This is a genomic window from Variovorax sp. OK212 (assembly GCF_900112425.1).
Taxonomy (GTDB): Bacteria; Pseudomonadota; Gammaproteobacteria; order Burkholderiales; family Burkholderiaceae_C; genus Variovorax.
Genome location: NZ_FOLP01000030.1, coordinates 21,279 through 36,740 on the forward strand (window position 1 = coordinate 21,279; position 15,462 = coordinate 36,740).

General features: G+C 63.0%; 14 protein-coding genes and 1 pseudogene. 8 read left to right on the top strand and 7 right to left on the bottom strand.

Annotated features, from left to right (window positions below; translation table 11 throughout):
• Nucleotides 1–433 precede the first annotated feature (433 nt).
• Nucleotides 434–2,881, bottom strand: a complete 2,448-nt coding sequence (locus BM004_RS37495; RefSeq protein WP_093221579.1) for a catalase — start codon at nucleotides 2,879–2,881, stop codon at nucleotides 434–436.
• A gap of 174 nt (nucleotides 2,882–3,055) precedes the next feature.
• The gene (locus BM004_RS41710) at nucleotides 3,056–3,223 is read right to left on the bottom strand and encodes a hypothetical protein (RefSeq protein ID WP_177206756.1); all 168 of its coding nucleotides are present in this window, start codon (nucleotides 3,221–3,223) and stop codon (nucleotides 3,056–3,058) included.
• Nucleotides 3,224–3,419: 196 nt separating this feature from the next.
• Between BM004_RS41710 and BM004_RS37500 the strand changes: the two genes are divergently transcribed.
• Nucleotides 3,420–4,148, top strand: a complete 729-nt coding sequence (locus tag BM004_RS37500) for a glycosyltransferase family 2 protein (RefSeq protein ID WP_093221657.1) — start codon at nucleotides 3,420–3,422, stop codon at nucleotides 4,146–4,148.
• Nucleotides 4,149–4,172: 24 nt separating this feature from the next.
• On the top strand, nucleotides 4,173–4,529 hold the full coding sequence (locus tag BM004_RS37505) for a DUF2934 domain-containing protein (protein WP_093221582.1): 357 nt from the start codon (nucleotides 4,173–4,175) through the stop codon (nucleotides 4,527–4,529).
• Between the two features lie 200 nt (nucleotides 4,530–4,729).
• Here the strand turns inward: BM004_RS37505 and BM004_RS37510 are convergent, their stop codons facing one another.
• The 3 genes from BM004_RS37510 to BM004_RS37520 all read right to left on the bottom strand — a co-directional run bounded on the left by BM004_RS37510 (nucleotide 4,730) and on the right by BM004_RS37520 (nucleotide 7,767).
• Nucleotides 4,730–5,053, bottom strand: a complete 324-nt coding sequence (locus BM004_RS37510) for a hypothetical protein (protein WP_093221584.1) — start codon at nucleotides 5,051–5,053, stop codon at nucleotides 4,730–4,732.
• 1,341 nt (nucleotides 5,054–6,394) lie between these two features.
• The gene (locus tag BM004_RS37515; protein WP_093221587.1) at nucleotides 6,395–7,276 is read right to left on the bottom strand and encodes a YihY/virulence factor BrkB family protein; all 882 of its coding nucleotides are present in this window, start codon (nucleotides 7,274–7,276) and stop codon (nucleotides 6,395–6,397) included.
• The gene (locus BM004_RS37520; RefSeq protein ID WP_093134168.1) at nucleotides 7,273–7,767 is read right to left on the bottom strand and encodes a low affinity iron permease family protein; all 495 of its coding nucleotides are present in this window, start codon (nucleotides 7,765–7,767) and stop codon (nucleotides 7,273–7,275) included. The genes BM004_RS37515 and BM004_RS37520 overlap by 4 nt, the downstream gene beginning before the upstream one ends.
• 310 nt (nucleotides 7,768–8,077) lie before the next feature.
• Here BM004_RS37520 and BM004_RS37525 point away from each other — a divergent pair, with 310 nt between their 5' ends.
• Nucleotides 8,078–9,172, top strand: coding sequence for a PAS domain-containing sensor histidine kinase (locus BM004_RS37525; RefSeq protein ID WP_177206757.1), 1,095 nt, complete (start codon nucleotides 8,078–8,080; stop codon nucleotides 9,170–9,172).
• A gap of 347 nt (nucleotides 9,173–9,519) precedes the next feature.
• Here the strand turns inward: BM004_RS37525 and BM004_RS37535 are convergent, their stop codons facing one another.
• Both BM004_RS37535 and BM004_RS37540 read right to left on the bottom strand, forming a co-directional pair.
• A complete protein-coding gene (locus tag BM004_RS37535) occupies nucleotides 9,520–9,663 on the bottom strand; it encodes a DUF3606 domain-containing protein (RefSeq protein ID WP_256220248.1) in 144 nt (47 codons plus the stop codon).
• Between the two features lie 165 nt (nucleotides 9,664–9,828).
• A pseudogene (locus BM004_RS37540) lies at nucleotides 9,829–10,510 on the bottom strand (alcohol dehydrogenase catalytic domain-containing protein); the annotation flags it as partial.
• 242 nt (nucleotides 10,511–10,752) lie between these two features.
• Here BM004_RS37540 and BM004_RS37545 point away from each other — a divergent pair.
• The 5 genes from BM004_RS37545 to BM004_RS37565 all read left to right on the top strand — a co-directional run bounded on the left by BM004_RS37545 (nucleotide 10,753) and on the right by BM004_RS37565 (nucleotide 15,365).
• The gene (locus tag BM004_RS37545; protein WP_093221660.1) at nucleotides 10,753–11,004 is read left to right on the top strand and encodes a hypothetical protein; all 252 of its coding nucleotides are present in this window, start codon (nucleotides 10,753–10,755) and stop codon (nucleotides 11,002–11,004) included.
• Between the two features lie 141 nt (nucleotides 11,005–11,145).
• Entirely contained in the window at nucleotides 11,146–12,018 is an 873-nt protein-coding gene (locus BM004_RS37550) for an SDR family oxidoreductase (protein WP_093134166.1), read from the top strand.
• Nucleotides 12,019–12,306: 288 nt separating this feature from the next.
• Nucleotides 12,307–12,486 (top strand): DUF3606 domain-containing protein, encoded by a 180-nt coding sequence (locus tag BM004_RS37555; protein WP_093133925.1) that lies wholly within the window; start codon nucleotides 12,307–12,309, stop codon nucleotides 12,484–12,486.
• A gap of 14 nt (nucleotides 12,487–12,500) precedes the next feature.
• On the top strand, nucleotides 12,501–15,041 hold the full coding sequence (gene ligD / locus BM004_RS37560) for a DNA ligase D (protein WP_093221590.1): 2,541 nt from the start codon (nucleotides 12,501–12,503) through the stop codon (nucleotides 15,039–15,041).
• Nucleotides 15,042–15,122: 81 nt separating this feature from the next.
• The gene (locus BM004_RS37565; protein ID WP_093221592.1) at nucleotides 15,123–15,365 is read left to right on the top strand and encodes a hypothetical protein; all 243 of its coding nucleotides are present in this window, start codon (nucleotides 15,123–15,125) and stop codon (nucleotides 15,363–15,365) included.
• Nucleotides 15,366–15,462: the final 97 nt, after the last annotated feature.

The following is a 15,462-nucleotide window of genomic DNA, read 5'->3' on the forward strand; positions in this document are numbered from 1 at the left end:
GTGACCAACTTCAGTTCTTACCGCGAACGCTCGAGGCAAGACTTTGTAGAAGCGCCCGGGCCGCTGGCCGACGAACATCCAGACGGCCTTGCGGCTCGCGTACCTTGCTGGCGATCGCCGGAAAACGTCCCGCAAACTGGCACGCCGAGAGCGAGTGCGACAGGGGCGCCCACCGCCCATCGGAACGCCTGGCGCTGCGCCTTCTCATTCGCTTCCAATCTCAAGTTGCCTGCCATCGCCTCTCCGCGAGTCCGCTCAGACCGTTGACTGGAAGATTTCGGGCCGCTTCTACGAACGCTTGCTGAGCCATCCGAATGTTCGACAACCTCGCGTACCACGGTCTTCGCCCAAGCCTTCGCACCAGCCGCTGATTTGGCGGAAACGGCTCGGCTTTTCAGGCTGTGGACCTTGGCCAGTTGCATCGGTGCGAAGGTCAGGGTGCGCGCGGAGGATCATTCTCACGCGCAAAGTGCCGCGGGCCGCCCACGGCCGCGATGAACGCAGTGATCGCTTCGTCGGCGCCTGCAGCGTCGGCGAGGATGAGGCCAGGGTCTGCAGACCCGTCAGGCAGCGTCATCGGGATCTGCGCCTCGGCCAGCAGCGCGTCGGATGCGCCCAGCGCCAGGATCGTCTTGCAGTGCCAGTACTGCACCCGCAGGAACTCGAGTGTGTGAGCGTCCGCGTCCAGCGCCTCGACCGCCGCAGCACCTTCGGGCAGCACCAGCGCATCGAAAAGGAAACCGGGCGAGTTCTCCATCGTCGCATCGACGGCGAACCTCTCGCCGTTCGCGCCAATGCACGTTCCCAGCCGCGCGCCGACGAGCCGCGGCACCGCGCCGGCCGCCACCAGGGACGACACTACCTTCTGCAGCGACGTCCCCTCGACGCCATTGGCCACGAGCACCGCCACCTTGCGCGTGCGAATGCCGCCGTCCCCGGGCCGCGCCATCAGCGACAGGGCTGGCGACACCTCCACCTCTGGCGTCGCCGGCTTCTCCAGTGCCCTGGGAAGCGGTGCCGGAAGCTCCATGCCCAAGTCCTGCGCAAGCCTTTGCGCGAGGTCGGGGGCGGCGTTCAGCAGGCTTGCCACCACGCGCTCGCGCACCGCGGGCACCGTGACCTTGGAAAGCTCGAAGCGGAACGCATTGCCGATATGCGCCTTCTCCGTTTCGGTCTGGCTCTCGAAAAACAGCCTGGCTTGCGTGTAGTGGTCGGCAAACTTCTCAGGCTTGATGCGGACCTTGTCCGCGCTTTCCTTGGCATCGATGCGCCTTGCGATGCTCGTGAACCCCTGCGCCGCGCCCGCCTGGAACGGGCATCCGCCGGCCAGCGAGTTAGGCTCGTAGGCCACACGCCCGCGGTTGATCGCCTGGCGGTGCATGCCGTCGCGCTGGTTGTTGTGCACCTGCGCGATCGGTGCGTTGATCGGCAGCTCATGGAAATTCGGCCCACCCAGCCGGCTGATCTGCGTGTCGACATAAGAGTGAATGCGCCCGGCGAGCAGCGGGTCGTTCGTGAAGTCCAGGCCCGGCACGATGTGCGCGGTGCAGAAGGCCACCTGCTCGGTTTCAGCGAAGAAGTTGTCGGGGTTTCGGTTGAGCACCATGCGCCCCACGATCTGCACCGGCACAAGCTCCTCGGGAACGATCTTGGTTGCGTCGAGGATGTCGAAGCTGAACTGCTCCGCCTGTTCCTCCGTGAAGATCTGCAACCCGAGCTCCCACTCGGGATACTCGCCCGCATCGATCGCCTCCCACAAGTCGCGGCGATGGAAGTCGGGGTCGGCGCCCGAGATCTTCACCGCCTCCTCCCACACCAGCGAATGTGTCCCCAGCTTCGGCTGCCAATGGAACTTCACGAGGAAGCTTTCGCCCGCTTCATTGACCAGGCGGAAGGTGTGCACGCCGAAGCCCTGCATCATTCGGTAGCTGCGCGGGATGGCGCGGTCCGACATCTGCCACATCAGCATGTGCGTGGATTCGGGCATCAACGACACGAAGTCCCAGAAGGTGTCGTGCGCGCTGGCCGCCTGCGGCATCTGGTGGTGCGGCTCGGGTTTCACCGCATGCACAAGGTCTGGGAACTTCATCGCGTCCTGGATGAAGAACACCGGCATGTTGTTGCCCACCAGGTCCCAGTTGCCTTCGTCGGTATAGAACTTCACGGCAAAGCCACGCACATCGCGCGCGGTGTCTTTCGATCCGCGCTCGCCGGCCACCGTGGAGAAGCGCACGAACACCGGCGTGACCTTGCCGGCCTCCTTGAACGGTGCGGCCTTCGTGAACTTGGTGAGCGGCTCGTAGCACTCGAAGAAGCCGTGGGCGCCAGAGCCGCGGGCATGGACGATGCGCTCCGGAATGCGCTCATGATCGAAGTGCGTGAGCTTCTCGCGCAAGATGAAGTCTTCGAGCAGCACCGGGCCGCGCGCCCCGGCCTTCAGAGAGTTCTGGTTGTCGGCAACGGCCACGCCCTGGTTCGTCGTCAGCACCTGACCGCTCGAATCGACGCGCACGCGGTCGAGCGTGCCGGTCGTCGCATTGACGCCTTCGGGAGCAACCGTACCCGTCTTGTCGGAGGCGTTGCGCTCCGACAGCGAGCTACCGCCCGGCAACCTGGACGGCGGTGAGACAGCCGCGCCGGCAGGCGTTGCCGACGCATTCGCCTCTCCATGTTCGAAAGGCTTCGTCTCGTTCGACGGCATTCCGCTTGCAAGCGCCTGGGTGTCGATCGCTCTCTGCGCGGGCAAGTCGCCCTTGCCGGCCTGGGGCGGAGCGGGACTCGCGGGCCCGCTGTCGGTGTTGCGCGCGGCGGCTCTGGCCGCGTCGATTTCCGCTGAGCTGGCTGCAGGGGTGGCAGAAGTCGGTGGGGTTTTCTTGGCCATGGCTCTCTCTCGAAAATGGGGAGGCAAGGCTATGCTCTGTAGATGCGGCTTTTTGTAGGAAGCCGCCGCATCGCCATCGGGAGATTTGCAACAGGGAGAGACGACAAACGGGTCGGGGGCCAATTCAATGCCTGCAGCTGCCCTTGCGACGATGCCGGGCCCGCAGCTATTGCTTCAATCACTGCGGTCACGCAGCCGCGCTGGGTTGTTCTCCAAATAACGCTCCCACAAGAAAAGTGCTGGTAGCGCAAGCAGGTGCAACAAGGCAAACAGCAAGCCGAAGCAGAACATTGCGATCGCGATCACAGGGCTCGCCGCAATGCCAAACAGTGTCTTCAACATTTTCAAACCCTCCTCAGGGCCAATGGTGCCCAGCGCCCCTCGAACGCTTCGTAGGAAGGCGGCTGAATTTTCTTTTCTGCGAGCCCTCTGCGCCCGCCTACACGCTGCACGCGCGCGCGCTGACGCAACGCACGCGGTCTCGCTCTAGATTTCGACCAACCCCTCCCTTTTCATGCGCCACCCGGAGAGCATCAAAATGATCGGCATCGTCGTACCCGCGCACAACGAAGAGGCTTGCATTCGCTTCTGCCTGACGGCCTTGCGTGAAGCCGCCCGGCACGCTGACCTGGCAGGTGAGCCCGTGGAGATCGTTGTCGTTCTGGACGCATGCACGGACGCCACCGGCGTGTTCGCCTGCGCCACAGGAGCCATGACGCTGAGCGTTCGCGCAAGAAACGTCGGCATGGCGCGCGCCATTGGCGCCGAGGCATTGCTCGCCCGGGGGGCACGATGGCTCGCGTTCACCGACGCCGACACGGTCGTCGCATGCTCGTGGCTTGCGGATCAGCTCTCCCTTGGTGCCGACGCCGTGTGCGGAACGGTCGGCGTGGTCGACTGGACACCGCACGGCGCGCATGCCCCCTTGCTGGAGTGGCATTTTCAGCAGACCTACACCGATACGGAAGGTCACTCGCACGTGCACGGGGCCAACCTGGGGGTGTCGGCTGTCGCGTACAGGCGCGCGGGCGGCTTTCGCCACCTGCAATGCAGCGAGGATGTCGCCCTGGTCAACGCGCTGGTTGCCTCCGGGGCTGCGGTGGCATGGAGCGCGAAGCCCCGGGTGGTCACCAGCGCGCGAAAAGATGGAAGGGCCACGGGCGGATTCGCGGACGCCTTGATCAATGCCGTGGCCCAACGGCTTGAGGCAGCGGCGCGGCCGCTGCTGTTGCCGACGCCGGCGTCGTCCTCGATAAATCATCCATGACCCGAAATCTTCAAAGGAGCCACCATGACGAACAATGCTCAACAGAAGCCGATGTCGCCGGTCAACATCGACCAGAACCGTGCGGTAGGGCAAGACAGCCCGGCGCAAGGCAGCCGCATGGGCCGGGAAGCGAACAAGGCGCACGGCTACCCCGGCGAAGCCGAGCAGCAGGTGGCGACAAACTCCACCAACCCTTCGGGCACTGAACCCAGCGAGCCGGCCTCCGTCAGCGCGACCTCGATCACAGAAGAAAGCAGCCGCGAGGAAGCCGTGCGCCGTGCGGCCTATGAAGCTTATGAACGTCGCGGCAGTGCTGCGGGCAGTGACGTCGACGACTGGCTGGAAGCCGAGGCGCAGGTGAACCGACAACACTCCAAGTAGTGAGCTCGAAGGCCTGCTGCATGTCGCGCGGCAGGCGATTCATCTCCGCGAACAGATCGCGAAGAAACAAGGATCGATACATGGCGACAATCTCCGAAAAGTTGACGGAGCGCGGGCGCGCGTCCCGACGCTTCCGTGAATTGGTCTCGGTGCTCGGCGACGAGTTTCAAGGGCTTGTCGATGCATATCACCTGCGTGCCCTAGTGAGGCTTGGTCGGCTCGCGAGGCGTCGAGGATTTGCGCGTGCTGGCAATAAACGCTGCGGACCTGATACGGGGCATCCGAAACCTCCAGCGTAGCGCACGGGACTCGGGATAGCCAAACTTCGCGAGTTCTTCGCGCCCCTTTTGGGTAATCGCCAACACCTGGGCCTCAGCAAGCGAACCGTCGGTCGACGCCGGACGAATCAGAGCGACGACAAGCCCCGCGGCCCGGAGGACCCTTACCCCGTCGATGTCCTCCTTACGGTAGAACGGCATGGGCAGTCGAGAGCCCGCGATTTGCCTGAGCAAGTTCATGGCCATTTCAGTACCTCCTTTGAGATTGACCACTTTGCGACGACGAAGAAGATAGATCTTGCCGCGCTGGTTTTCAAGAGGGGAACCGGCGCCCACAGCCGCAAGTCTGCGAGAAAAAAGACCAGGTCGCTCGGGACCGGGTTGAGGTTTACAGCAAGCCTGCGGCTAACCACGGGGGAAGCGAATTTAAGGTTGTGCCCGACGCATTGAATGTCGGACGATTCTGATTTTTTCGCTTGAACGCCACATGCAGCTTGCGGACCGGCGCGGGCCTGCGCTGCTTTGCAGCGGCACGGAACGGGCTACGGGCGATTCCCGTCGAGGCAGTTACGCTCATTTGCGCCATGAGTTTTTCTTCGCGCCTGGCAAATCGGTCGCACATGTCCACAAGGTCCGGGCCGAGTCCGGCCCGAGCCTTCAACAAAAGGTGAGAGCGCTCCACCGCTGCCTAGGCCGAGGTAGAAGGCATGCGGGAACAAGCAATGCTCCTACGTGTGGCGTCGGGCGTCATTTGCAGAATGCCCGCGAAGTAAGAAGCTCCGACTCAAATGCCACTCTCCTACCTCCGCAAGATCGAGCGGGCGACCTTGCCTCTTACGGTGACGGACCCTGTTGATGTCAGACAGGTGGAACTGCTCCGCGCTGCTCTGGTGATTACTGCGACGCTGCGCCGAGCCGCCCCCGAAACACCGCCGCATTCCGCAGTAGTTCACGAGATAACACCTGCGGGGTGGATTCTTCTAACACGCGGCATCGCGTAGCGCTGAACCGTTGCCATCGGCCCAAAGCTGGGTTGCGTTTACTGAGGCCGACACGGTCGTCTCGTGGCCGTGGCTCCCGGACTGGCGTTCGCTGAACGCCAATGCGATTTGCCGAAGGGCGATCGCGCGCAGACGCACGTGTGTGCATTCGCAGTACGGGGGGGGCAGCGAGGATGTCGCTATCACGAATGCGCTCGTTGGCGATACTGTCTACAGGCAGTGGCCCTGGGACCTGCATTGGAGGAATGCCGGTCCCCGCACACACCGGACGATGCATGGAGGTGAATCGGAATCGCTTTGGCCGCTGGCACTGTTGAATTCCGCTGATCTCTGACCCTTCTACCCCACTCCCGCAGGCAAAGCCCCCGGTTCGTTCTGTTTCCACAGCGCTTCTGCGCCAACGATGGCAATGCGCTCGCGCAACGGGTAGCTGCCCACTGCTTTCAGGGATCCCCAGCCGCCGGCCGCGCGGGTATATGGTTCGAATCGCGTTTTCTCGGTAACAGGAAGCTCCGGCTGAGTGTGGGATGGATGCAAGTTGTTGCGCCAGGCGTCGAGGCGTTGCGGTTGCCGAAGCGGCAAACGTTCAGGACGGCGCTGGTGCCCCCTTCTCGCGCAGAACACCGTTGATCTCTGCGCCATAGATCAAGGTCGTTGCGCTGACGTAGAGGAACACCAGGGTTGCGACGACGCCCGCGAAGCTGCCATACACCAGCGCAAGCTTTCCCGCCGTGCGTAGCGTGTACGAAAGCGTGGCTGCGGCTGCTACCCAAAGCGCCGCACCCACCACTGCGCCCGGAAGCACCGTGTACAAACGCTGCCGCACGTCCGGCAGCCAGCCATACAGCAGACCGTAGAGCACGGTCAGCAGCAGGAAGGCAGATCCGTATCGCACGCTGTTCTGCAGCCACGGCACCTCCTGCCCTACCCCCGCCTTGTCCTGCAGAAACCTCCAGAGATACGGCAGGATGATCACCGAGCTGAAGGCGGCCAGGACCCCTCCGCCAACCACTACGGTAGCCAGCGTGGATTTGATCCGAGCCTTCCAGAACGGCAAGCCTCTCTCGACGCCGTAAGCCCGATTCAACGCCGTGCGCACCGCCTGCATGCCCGACGAAGCGGCCCACAAGGTGGCCACGAGTCCAACCGTCAACAGCGCTTGGTTCCGTTGGGCAAGCACCTGTCTGATCACCGGCGCCACCGCATCGCGAACGACTTGAGGCGCATAGTCCATCACCCGGCTGGCCAGCGCCGCCGCGTCGCCGGGCTGTCCCGCGAAGCCAGCGGCGGCGGACAGCAGAATCAGGAGTGGAAACATCGCCAGCACCGCAGAGAACGCCAGGCTTCCGGCCTGGTTGCCGCTTTGATGAAGGATGTAGTTGCGAATGGCAAGCAGGACGACCCGCAGCCCGGGCACAGCCAGAAAGACTTGCCGAAGGTGCTGCAAGGCCTCGAGAAATCGGCTCACATTGAACCGTCGCGCTCATCAATCGAGTGGCACTCCTTGGGAGCGCCGGTTTCGCGCGCCCGTGCGGCGAGGCGCACGTAGAAGTTCGCCACTTCGCGCAAGTCTTGCTCGTCGAGATCCTCGATGCCGATCATCCGGTTGCTCGCAACCTTGCTCGCGGCCAAGAGCTCGTTGAGCTTCAAGTGCAGCGCCACACTGTCCTTGTTCTGGCTCTGCTGAATGAGGAAGACCATCAAGAACGTGACAATCGTCGTGCCCGTATTGATCACCAGCTGCCAGTTTTCCGAGAAGCCAAACAGCGGGCCCACAACGGCCCAGACGACCACAGCAAGAATGGCCAGGCAAAACGCGGCGGGTGTACCGGCCCAGCGCGTGACCCTGCTCGCGAAATGATCGAATGCGGACAGCAAACGAGACCGGTCTGCGTACGACGCGCTAGACGTTTCGGGCATCGACCCCACGGGATCATCAGTCGACTGACGAGAAGGCATTGAGAAGCTCGACATAAGAAGATCTGTGTTTCGATCGGCGAAGGACAGGTGCCGCAAATCTAAGGAATCGCTGAAGAACTCGGCCGCGCGTTCTTCGCGCAAGCCGCTGTAGGACGATGCCCGCCGCGCACTCATGAGTACGTGAATGCGCAGACTCCTCGACGAACGGCCAATGTCCGCAACCGTGCGCTAGCTAGCCTGCGCGCGCGGATGGGCCTACGATAGGCCCATGACGGCATCAAACGATGCGGCACGTGCCGCGGAGCAACCGGTCAGTCCCGCTGTTGCTGCAGTCGGAATCGACCCTGCAATGGCTGCAGCGCTCCTCTGGGAGCAGTCACCCGACATCGCCTTCGTGGTGCTCGACACGGCAGGCGTGATCACCGCTTGGCGAGGCGCCGCCGAGGCGCTCTTCGGATTTTCCGAAGAAGAGATCTCCGGCAGTCCCATCGACGTCCTCTTCGTGGAAGAGGACAGGGTACTTGGCTTGCCCCAGCTGGAGCGAGAGGTCGCAGTGTCCGCGCATCGCTCGGAAGACGACCGATGGCATTTGCGCAAGGACGGCGCGCGCATCTGGGTGACGGGCAGCCTCATCGCAATTCAGCAGCATGGCCAGCACGTCGGGTTCGTGAAGGTCATGGCCGATCGAACCAACCTGCGCGCGCGGATCGAGACTTCCGAAAATCGACTGCAGATTGCTCAGGAGAAGGTCCAGGCGCGCGACGCCTTCTTCGGCCGATTGGTACACGAGGTTCGCAATGCGCTCGGGCCCATGCGAATCGCTGCTGAAATCATGGAGAAGCGGGGTTTGGTCGTTGACGAACTGGCGAAACCTGCGAGCGTGGTCGCCCGCCAAGCCGTCCTCGTCGAGCGCATGATGGCTGACTTGGCCGACGTCGTGCGGGTTGGCGTGGGAAAACTGACCCTTTTCAAATCCGAATTCGACCTTGGCGCCGAGATCGTCGATATTGCAGACGTCGTCGCAGCGGACGTCGAAGCGAAGCAGCAGACCATCGATGTACTCGTGCCGCCCGTTGCCATTCCCATCCTGGCCGATCGCCAGCGGGTGCACCAGATCGTCTTCAACCTTCTTCACAACGCCATCAAGTACACGCCTGCAAAAGGGAAGATCTGGCTGCGCTGCACTGTCGAAGTGAACCACGCGGTCATCAAGGTGGCGGACACGGGAATTGGCATAGATGCCGCCTTGCTGCCGGTGATCTTCGACCTGTTTACGCAGGAGGACCCTGACCGCTCCGGCGGTGGCTTTGGCGTTGGCCTGTCCCTGGTCAAAGATCTGGTCCACGCCCATGGCGGGTTCGTGGAAGTGCGCTGCGACGGAAAGGGCCAAGGCAGTGAGTTCACCGTTCGGCTTCCCCTTGATGGGCCCTCATTGCCACCTTGAGGCGTCCCAACGCGATCACCCCGACGAGATGGCAGGACGTCCAGTCGGTGGGGGACACGCTGCCGCGTGATCCGTGGTGTCGACGAGCTTTCAGAAAAAGCGCCGAAGCCACGAAGATCCGGACAGCCGACACGTGATGTTCCGCGAGCAACGGGGCGACCCGAGACTAGGTTGCGTGCGTGCGCGGGTGCATGTGCAGGAGCAGCACCGGCGGAGCGGCGCCGCCGTAGCGAACGCGCGAGGTAGCGTTTGCCAGCTCGAGTGCTCCAGCGAGAAACTTTCGAACATTCGAGTCGCGCCTCGAGCTTGTTGCCGCCTTGACTCGAACACGCCGCTTGACCGCCAGGTCAACGTGGCGCGTCGCTCGTCGTGTCGGCGTTGGTGGAGCTTCGGCTTCCCTTGAGATGCAGCTCGACATCGGCGGCGTTGTCACCGACTTTTGCCACCGCCTCGGACAGTTGCTCGTCCGTGACGCGAGTTCTGGCTTCCAACGTTCCACCGCGTCTGGGTCGCGCATGTCGATGCGTTGCGGGGACGGCTGGGCCTTGCCTTGCGAATCTGCCATGGGGGTTCCTTTCGTGCAGCGAGACCGCGGTTCAGAGCGCAAGGCCACGGTCGGCCGCGACGGCGGCCGGCACCACGGCAGGCGGCCCCGAAGGGGTCAGCACCACCTTGCGGCAGGCTTGCTCCGCCTTCTCGAAGATTTCATAACCTCGCGCGGCGTGCTCCAGGGCCATGTGGTGCGTGATGATCGCCTCCGGCTTCAGATCGCCGGCCTGGATGTGCTCGAGCAACTTGGGCGCTGCTGCGCATGGGTCTGGCCCATCTTGAAGGTGAGCCCCTTCTCGAACGCGTCCCCGAACAGGAAGCCATGGATGAGCGGGCCCACGTTGGCTTTGGGAACGCGCACGAATTCAGCCTGGCCGCCAGGGTAGCCGCCATAAAGGTGGGAGTACCCGAACAACCCGGCACCCGAGCGCACGTTCTTCTTGTTGAGGATGGCGCCGCGTCCCGGGCTCGTGGTCTCGCAGGCAGCGAACAGCGCCTTGTTGGAGAAGAAGCATTGCCCGCAGGAAATGGGAAAGGCATGACAACGCGATCGCCCTTCTTCAGTCGGGTCACCCCTCGGCCCGCTTCCTCGACGACCCCCATGAATTCGTGCCCGAGGATGTCCCCAGACTCCATGTCTGGAATCTTGTCGCGGAAGACGTGCAGGTCAGAGCCGCAGATGGCGGTGGCGGTCACGCGCAGAACCACGTCGTCTTCTTGCTCCAGCACGGGATCTGGAACCGTCTCCACGCCGACGTTCCGGGAAGACTGGTAGGTGAGGGCTTTCATGCTTCAGTGATCCTTCGAGCGATATGCGCAGGGGCCGCAGGGCGGAAGAGAAGATAAAAAAAGCAGGGCTCTTTCCCCGCGCCCGCTGTAGGAATGAAAGCAGTCGATGCGCGTTGCCGGCCTACATCCCGCGATCTTTTCAGCCACCAACCTCGGCTCGAAGCAGATCCGCCGGGCCCGGCCCTCCCGCTGGCGCCCTTTCTATCCTCTTTTCTTCCTCCTCTGTTTCCATGGAGCACCTCATGACGCAAGCTTCCCAACCCGGGCATCGCGATGACCAGCAGGGCCAAAGTCCAGCGCAAAAAGCAATGAAGCAAACCGCGAAAACTTCGAGCGAACGCAATGAGCCCCAGGGACCGAACGACGCGCCGGTGGTTACCCGATCGCGTAAGCCGCAGCGCCCGGGCGATGCGGGCGTCGGGCAGTCCGACAACGAGGGAAGCTCCCCTTATGCCGATCGCAGCCGAAAGGACGAACCGCAACGAGAAGGCTGACTTCCGCCGTTGCGAAGCCCGCGCCCGACGCGGCCTTGCGCTGCACGACCACACGCCGCCTTGAAACGGCGCATGGCTGCTGCAAAGCAAAGGCGCGACCTGTCCGGATGAAAAGGCCACCACTATCTCGAGAGAATGCACATGAACGACCCCCGCGAATCCGCTCCACGCCCACCGTTCGCCACCCCAGCCCAGGAGCCGCCCGGTCTGGAGTCCCGCATGGAACCGCCGCCCGACTTCGGGGAGAGCTCGTACATCGGCAGCGGCAAGCTGAATGGCAAGGCCACGCTGGTCACCGGTGGGGACAGCGGCATCGGGCGTGCCGTCGCCCTTGCCTTCGCACGCGAGGGAGCCGACGTGCTCATCTCGTACCTGCCGGAAGAGGAAGAGGACGCGCGTGTCACCGCGCAATGGATCGAGCGCGCCGGCTGCCGCTGCGTGTGTGTCCCAGGCGACATCCGCACGGAAGCGCATTGCCGAAAGCTTGTGGACACCGCCATCGAGAACTTCGGAAAGCTTGACGTGCTGGTCAACAACGCAGCCTTCCAGATGAGCCACAAGTCGCTCGACGAAATCTCCGAGGAAGAGTTCGACCGAACCTTTCGCACCAACGTCTACGCCAACTTCTTCCTCTCCAAGGCGGCGGCCGCGCGAATGAAGCCGGGCAGCTCGATCATCAGCACGGCGTCGGTGAACGCAGACAAGCCCAATGCCACGCTCGTCGCCTACGCGGCCACCAAGGGCGCGATCCAGAACATGTCCGGTGGCATGGCCCAGCTGCTGGCCGAGAAGGGCATCCGCGTGAACTGCGTGGCACCCGGCCCGTTCTGGACACCGCTCATTCCGTCGACGATGCCGCCGGACAAGGTCAAGGACTTCGGCAAGCAGACGCCAATGAAGCGTCCCGGCCAGCCTGCGGAGCTGCAGGCGGTCTATGTGCTTCTTGCGTCGGACCAGGGAAGCTATATCTCGGGGGCCACCATTCCCGTGACGGGCGGCGTTCCTTTCATCTAATGCAGGCGTCCGAAGGTGCCATGTCCTTCACCCGGCGTAGTTGCCGCCCGACGGGGGCGACAACAGCTTCGCGTTGCAAAAGCGTTCTCCCTCGCGGCGCGGCTGGGGGCCAGCCGATTTCGAGATGAAGGCGACGGATGTAAATTGGCTGGGCCCCCCGCGGAGCCCTGTTGACGACGCACAACAATCGGCTCACGGCATTCGGAAGCGTCTGCCCTTGCGTGATGATCATCGCCTACACGCGCCCTCACCGACACAGGCCAGCCTAGTGAGTCAAGGAGAGTTTTAATGTCCGACGACCCCCACAAAACGGCACTTGACCGCAAACTCATCTCACTCAGAGAAGACTACGAGGTCCGCAACTGGATGAAAAGCCTGAACTGCACCGAGAACCAGCTACGACGCGCAGTTCAAGCGGTCGGAAACTCGGCTGAGAAGGTTCGTGAGTACCTGTCGAAGCAGGACTAGCCGCCGGACTGAGCATGGCCAAGAGCGACGCGCTCTCTACGTACAGAGCAAAGCGCAACTTCGCCGTGACGTCGGAGCCGACGGAGGGTGGCCAGGGCAACCCGAACGCTCTCAGTTTCGTGGTTCAGAAGCACGCCGCATCCAGGCTGCACTACGACTTCCGCCTCGAACTGGACGGCGTGATGCTCTCCTGGGCCGTGCCGAAAGGTCCCAGCTTCGACCCCAAGGACAAGCGGATGGCCATTCACGTGGAGGACCATCCCATCTCTTACTCGTCCTTCGAAGGAACGATTCCCCCCAAGCAGTACGGCGCGGGCACCGTGATCGTCTGGGACAACGGCACGTGGGAACCTGTCGGCGACCCGCGGGCAGGGCTCGCGGCCGGAAAGCTCGTGTTTCGCCTGCGGGGGCAAAAGCTCGAAGGCCTCTGGGAACTGGTCAACATTTCCAAAGGCGGCGAGCGGCAAGAGCCGTGGATTCTGTTCAAGAAGAAGGATGAGTTCGCACGCGCCCACGGGGATTTCGATGTCGTGACCGCACTTCCGGACAGCGTGATCTCAAAGCCGCTGAAGAAGCCGGGACCGAAGTCGCCTCCACCCTCTAAAAGCCGAAACAGTTCAAGCGCAACCCAGCCGATGCCCGGTGCGCGCAAGGTAGAGCTACCGCAGGTACTCAAGCCGCAGCTCGCCACTCTCGCGGCAGGAGTTCCCTCAGCGGGGGAATGGCTTTACGAGTTGAAGTTCGATGGCTACCGCATTTTGGCCAGGATCGAGAACGCAAAGGTTTCGCTCATCACCCGCGGAGGCCACGACTGGGCCGCGAGGATGCCCACCCTGGTTTCGGAGCTCGAGAAGCTCGGGCTGCACTCGTGCTTTCTCGATGGGGAGATCGTCGTTCTTGGATCGAACGGTGCACCCGAATTCAACGCCTTGCAGAACGCCTTCGACAGGCGGCTGGCAGCGGATCGAATTGTCTACTTCGTTTTCGATGCCCCCTTCTTCGAAGGCTACGACCTCAGAAATGTGCCGCTAAAGGAGCGGCGTGGCTTGCTGCGTGACTTCTTTGATGCAAGGGCTTCGGAGCATGTGCGCTTCAGCGCGGACTTCGAGGCCGACCCGACGTCCATTCTTCGATCGGCCTGCCAGATGCAACTGGAAGGGGTGATCGCCAAACGTGCCGACGCGCCGTACGTCTCGCGCCGCAGCGAGACATGGTTGAAGCTGAAGTGCAAGCTGCGCCAGGAGTTCGTGGTGTGCGGCTACACCGATCGCAGTGGCAGCACGGCGCAGATCGGCAGCCTGCTCCTTGGCGTGCACGACGCCGAGGGCAAGCTGGTTTGCGCAGGCAGCGTCGGCACTGGCTGGAGCAGCGACGAGGCTACCGAACTCAAGAAGAAGCTGCAGCCGCTGGGGGCAAAGGCAGCGCCCTTCGACACGGGCATCTCGAAGCCAGGCCGTTGGTCTAAACGCCAGGCCGGGAGCGAGCGCTGGGTGAAGCCTGTCTTGCTGGCCGAAATCACCTTTGCGGAGTGGACACCTGACGGGCAGATCCGCCACGCGTCGTTCTTGGGCCTTCGCGATGACAAGCCGGCGAAGAAGATTGTGCGCGAGCAACCGAAGGTGGTGGACGCGCCAGCAGCAGCGAGTTCAACGAAGCGCACGGCGCCTTCAAATAGGTCCATCAAAATCAGCCATGGAGATCGCGTCATCGATCCGACAGCCGGCGTCACGAAGCTGGAACTGGTGCGCTACTACGAGTCGGTGGCCGACTTTATCCTCCCCCACCTCAAGGGACGTCCGTGCTCGCTGGTACGCGGCCCTGCCGGCGTGACCGGTCAACTGTTCTTTCAGAAGCACGGCGAGAAGATTGGCATTCCAGGAATCACCGAACTTCCTGAGGGGCTATGGTCTGGCCACGCATCGCTCTTGGAGGTCGGAAATGCGCAGGCGTTGGCGGGCGCAGCGCAGATGAACGTCATCGAGTTCCACACGTGGAACTCGAAGGCCAAGGCCATCGACAAGCCCGATCGGATGATCTTCGACCTCGACCCAGGCGAGGGCACGAGCTGGGAACATATCCAGGAGGCCGCGGCGCTCGTGCGCGCCATGCTTCAGGCCCTCGGCCTCGTCGCGTGGTTGAAGACGAGCGGCGGTAAAGGCCTGCACGTCGTGGTGCCTCTGGCGCCACGCTACAACTACGACACCGTCAAAGGGTTCTCTCAGGCCGTCGTGCAGCACCTGGCGAAGACTATTCCTTCGCGTTTCGTGGCCAAGAGCGGGCCCAGCAATCGGGTGGGAAAGCTCTTCGTGGACTACCTGAGGAACGGGCATGGGGCTACTACGGCCGCGGCCTTCTCGGCGCGGGCACGTCCGGGTCTCGGCGTTTCCATCCCAGTGAGTTGGGACGACCTGCCCGGCTTGAAGAGCGGTGCGCAATGGACTGTGCGGACGGCGCGCGAATACCTCTCCTTCCAGAAGCTCGACCCTTGGGCCGGTTACTGGAAGCAAAGGCAGGCTTTGGCAGAACCGATGAAGCTACTGGGGTTCAAACGATGAGCAGCAAATTGGGGGTCGAGGTTTCGTCGCCGAAGGCAGCCGAATGCTTGCGCAAAGATGCCTGAAAGGGATGCACAACAAATGAATCTCTCACATCTCGCGCTGACGGTGATCGAAGATCCGGATCACGCCGGCCGTTTTCACTGGCTGCTTCTCGAGTCGACTGGAGAAATCGATCAGGTGCGCGAGTCCGCCGCCTCCGAAGACACCTTCGATTCCGCACAGAAAGCGTTTGATGCGGGCGGCTCTCGATGGCGCCTGGCGATGCGGGCGGAGGACGAAGACGCCGATCCGGTCGGCAATCCGGAGGCCGACGCCGAGTGATTCCCATCCGGCCGCAACGACCCCCTGATTCGGATGAGGCTACGACGCGTTCTCACCGAAGCCGCAGAGAAACACCTACACGCGTGCGAAATGGGAC

Bases quoted from the DNA above. Each gene is read 5' to 3' on its own strand.
- BM004_RS37500 (WP_093221657.1), top strand. From the start codon at position 3,420: ATGATCGGCATCGTCGTACCCGCGCACAACGAAGAGGCTTGCATTCGC.
- BM004_RS37495 (WP_093221579.1), bottom strand. From the start codon at position 2,881: ATGGCCAAGAAAACCCCACCGACTTCTGCCACCCCTGCAGCCAGCTCA.
- BM004_RS37565 (WP_093221592.1), top strand. From the start codon at position 15,123: ATGAATCTCTCACATCTCGCGCTGACGGTGATCGAAGATCCGGATCAC.
- BM004_RS37510 (WP_093221584.1), bottom strand. From the start codon at position 5,053: ATGGCCATGAACTTGCTCAGGCAAATCGCGGGCTCTCGACTGCCCATG.
- BM004_RS37505 (WP_093221582.1), top strand. From the start codon at position 4,173: ATGACGAACAATGCTCAACAGAAGCCGATGTCGCCGGTCAACATCGAC.
- BM004_RS37520 (WP_093134168.1), bottom strand. From the start codon at position 7,767: ATGCCTTCTCGTCAGTCGACTGATGATCCCGTGGGGTCGATGCCCGAA.
- ligD (WP_093221590.1), top strand. From the start codon at position 12,501: ATGGCCAAGAGCGACGCGCTCTCTACGTACAGAGCAAAGCGCAACTTC.
- BM004_RS41710 (WP_177206756.1), bottom strand. From the start codon at position 3,223: ATGTTGAAGACACTGTTTGGCATTGCGGCGAGCCCTGTGATCGCGATC.
- BM004_RS37550 (WP_093134166.1), top strand. From the start codon at position 11,146: ATGAACGACCCCCGCGAATCCGCTCCACGCCCACCGTTCGCCACCCCA.
- BM004_RS37555 (WP_093133925.1), top strand. From the start codon at position 12,307: ATGTCCGACGACCCCCACAAAACGGCACTTGACCGCAAACTCATCTCA.
- BM004_RS37545 (WP_093221660.1), top strand. From the start codon at position 10,753: ATGACGCAAGCTTCCCAACCCGGGCATCGCGATGACCAGCAGGGCCAA.
- BM004_RS37525 (WP_177206757.1), top strand. From the start codon at position 8,078: ATGGCTGCAGCGCTCCTCTGGGAGCAGTCACCCGACATCGCCTTCGTG.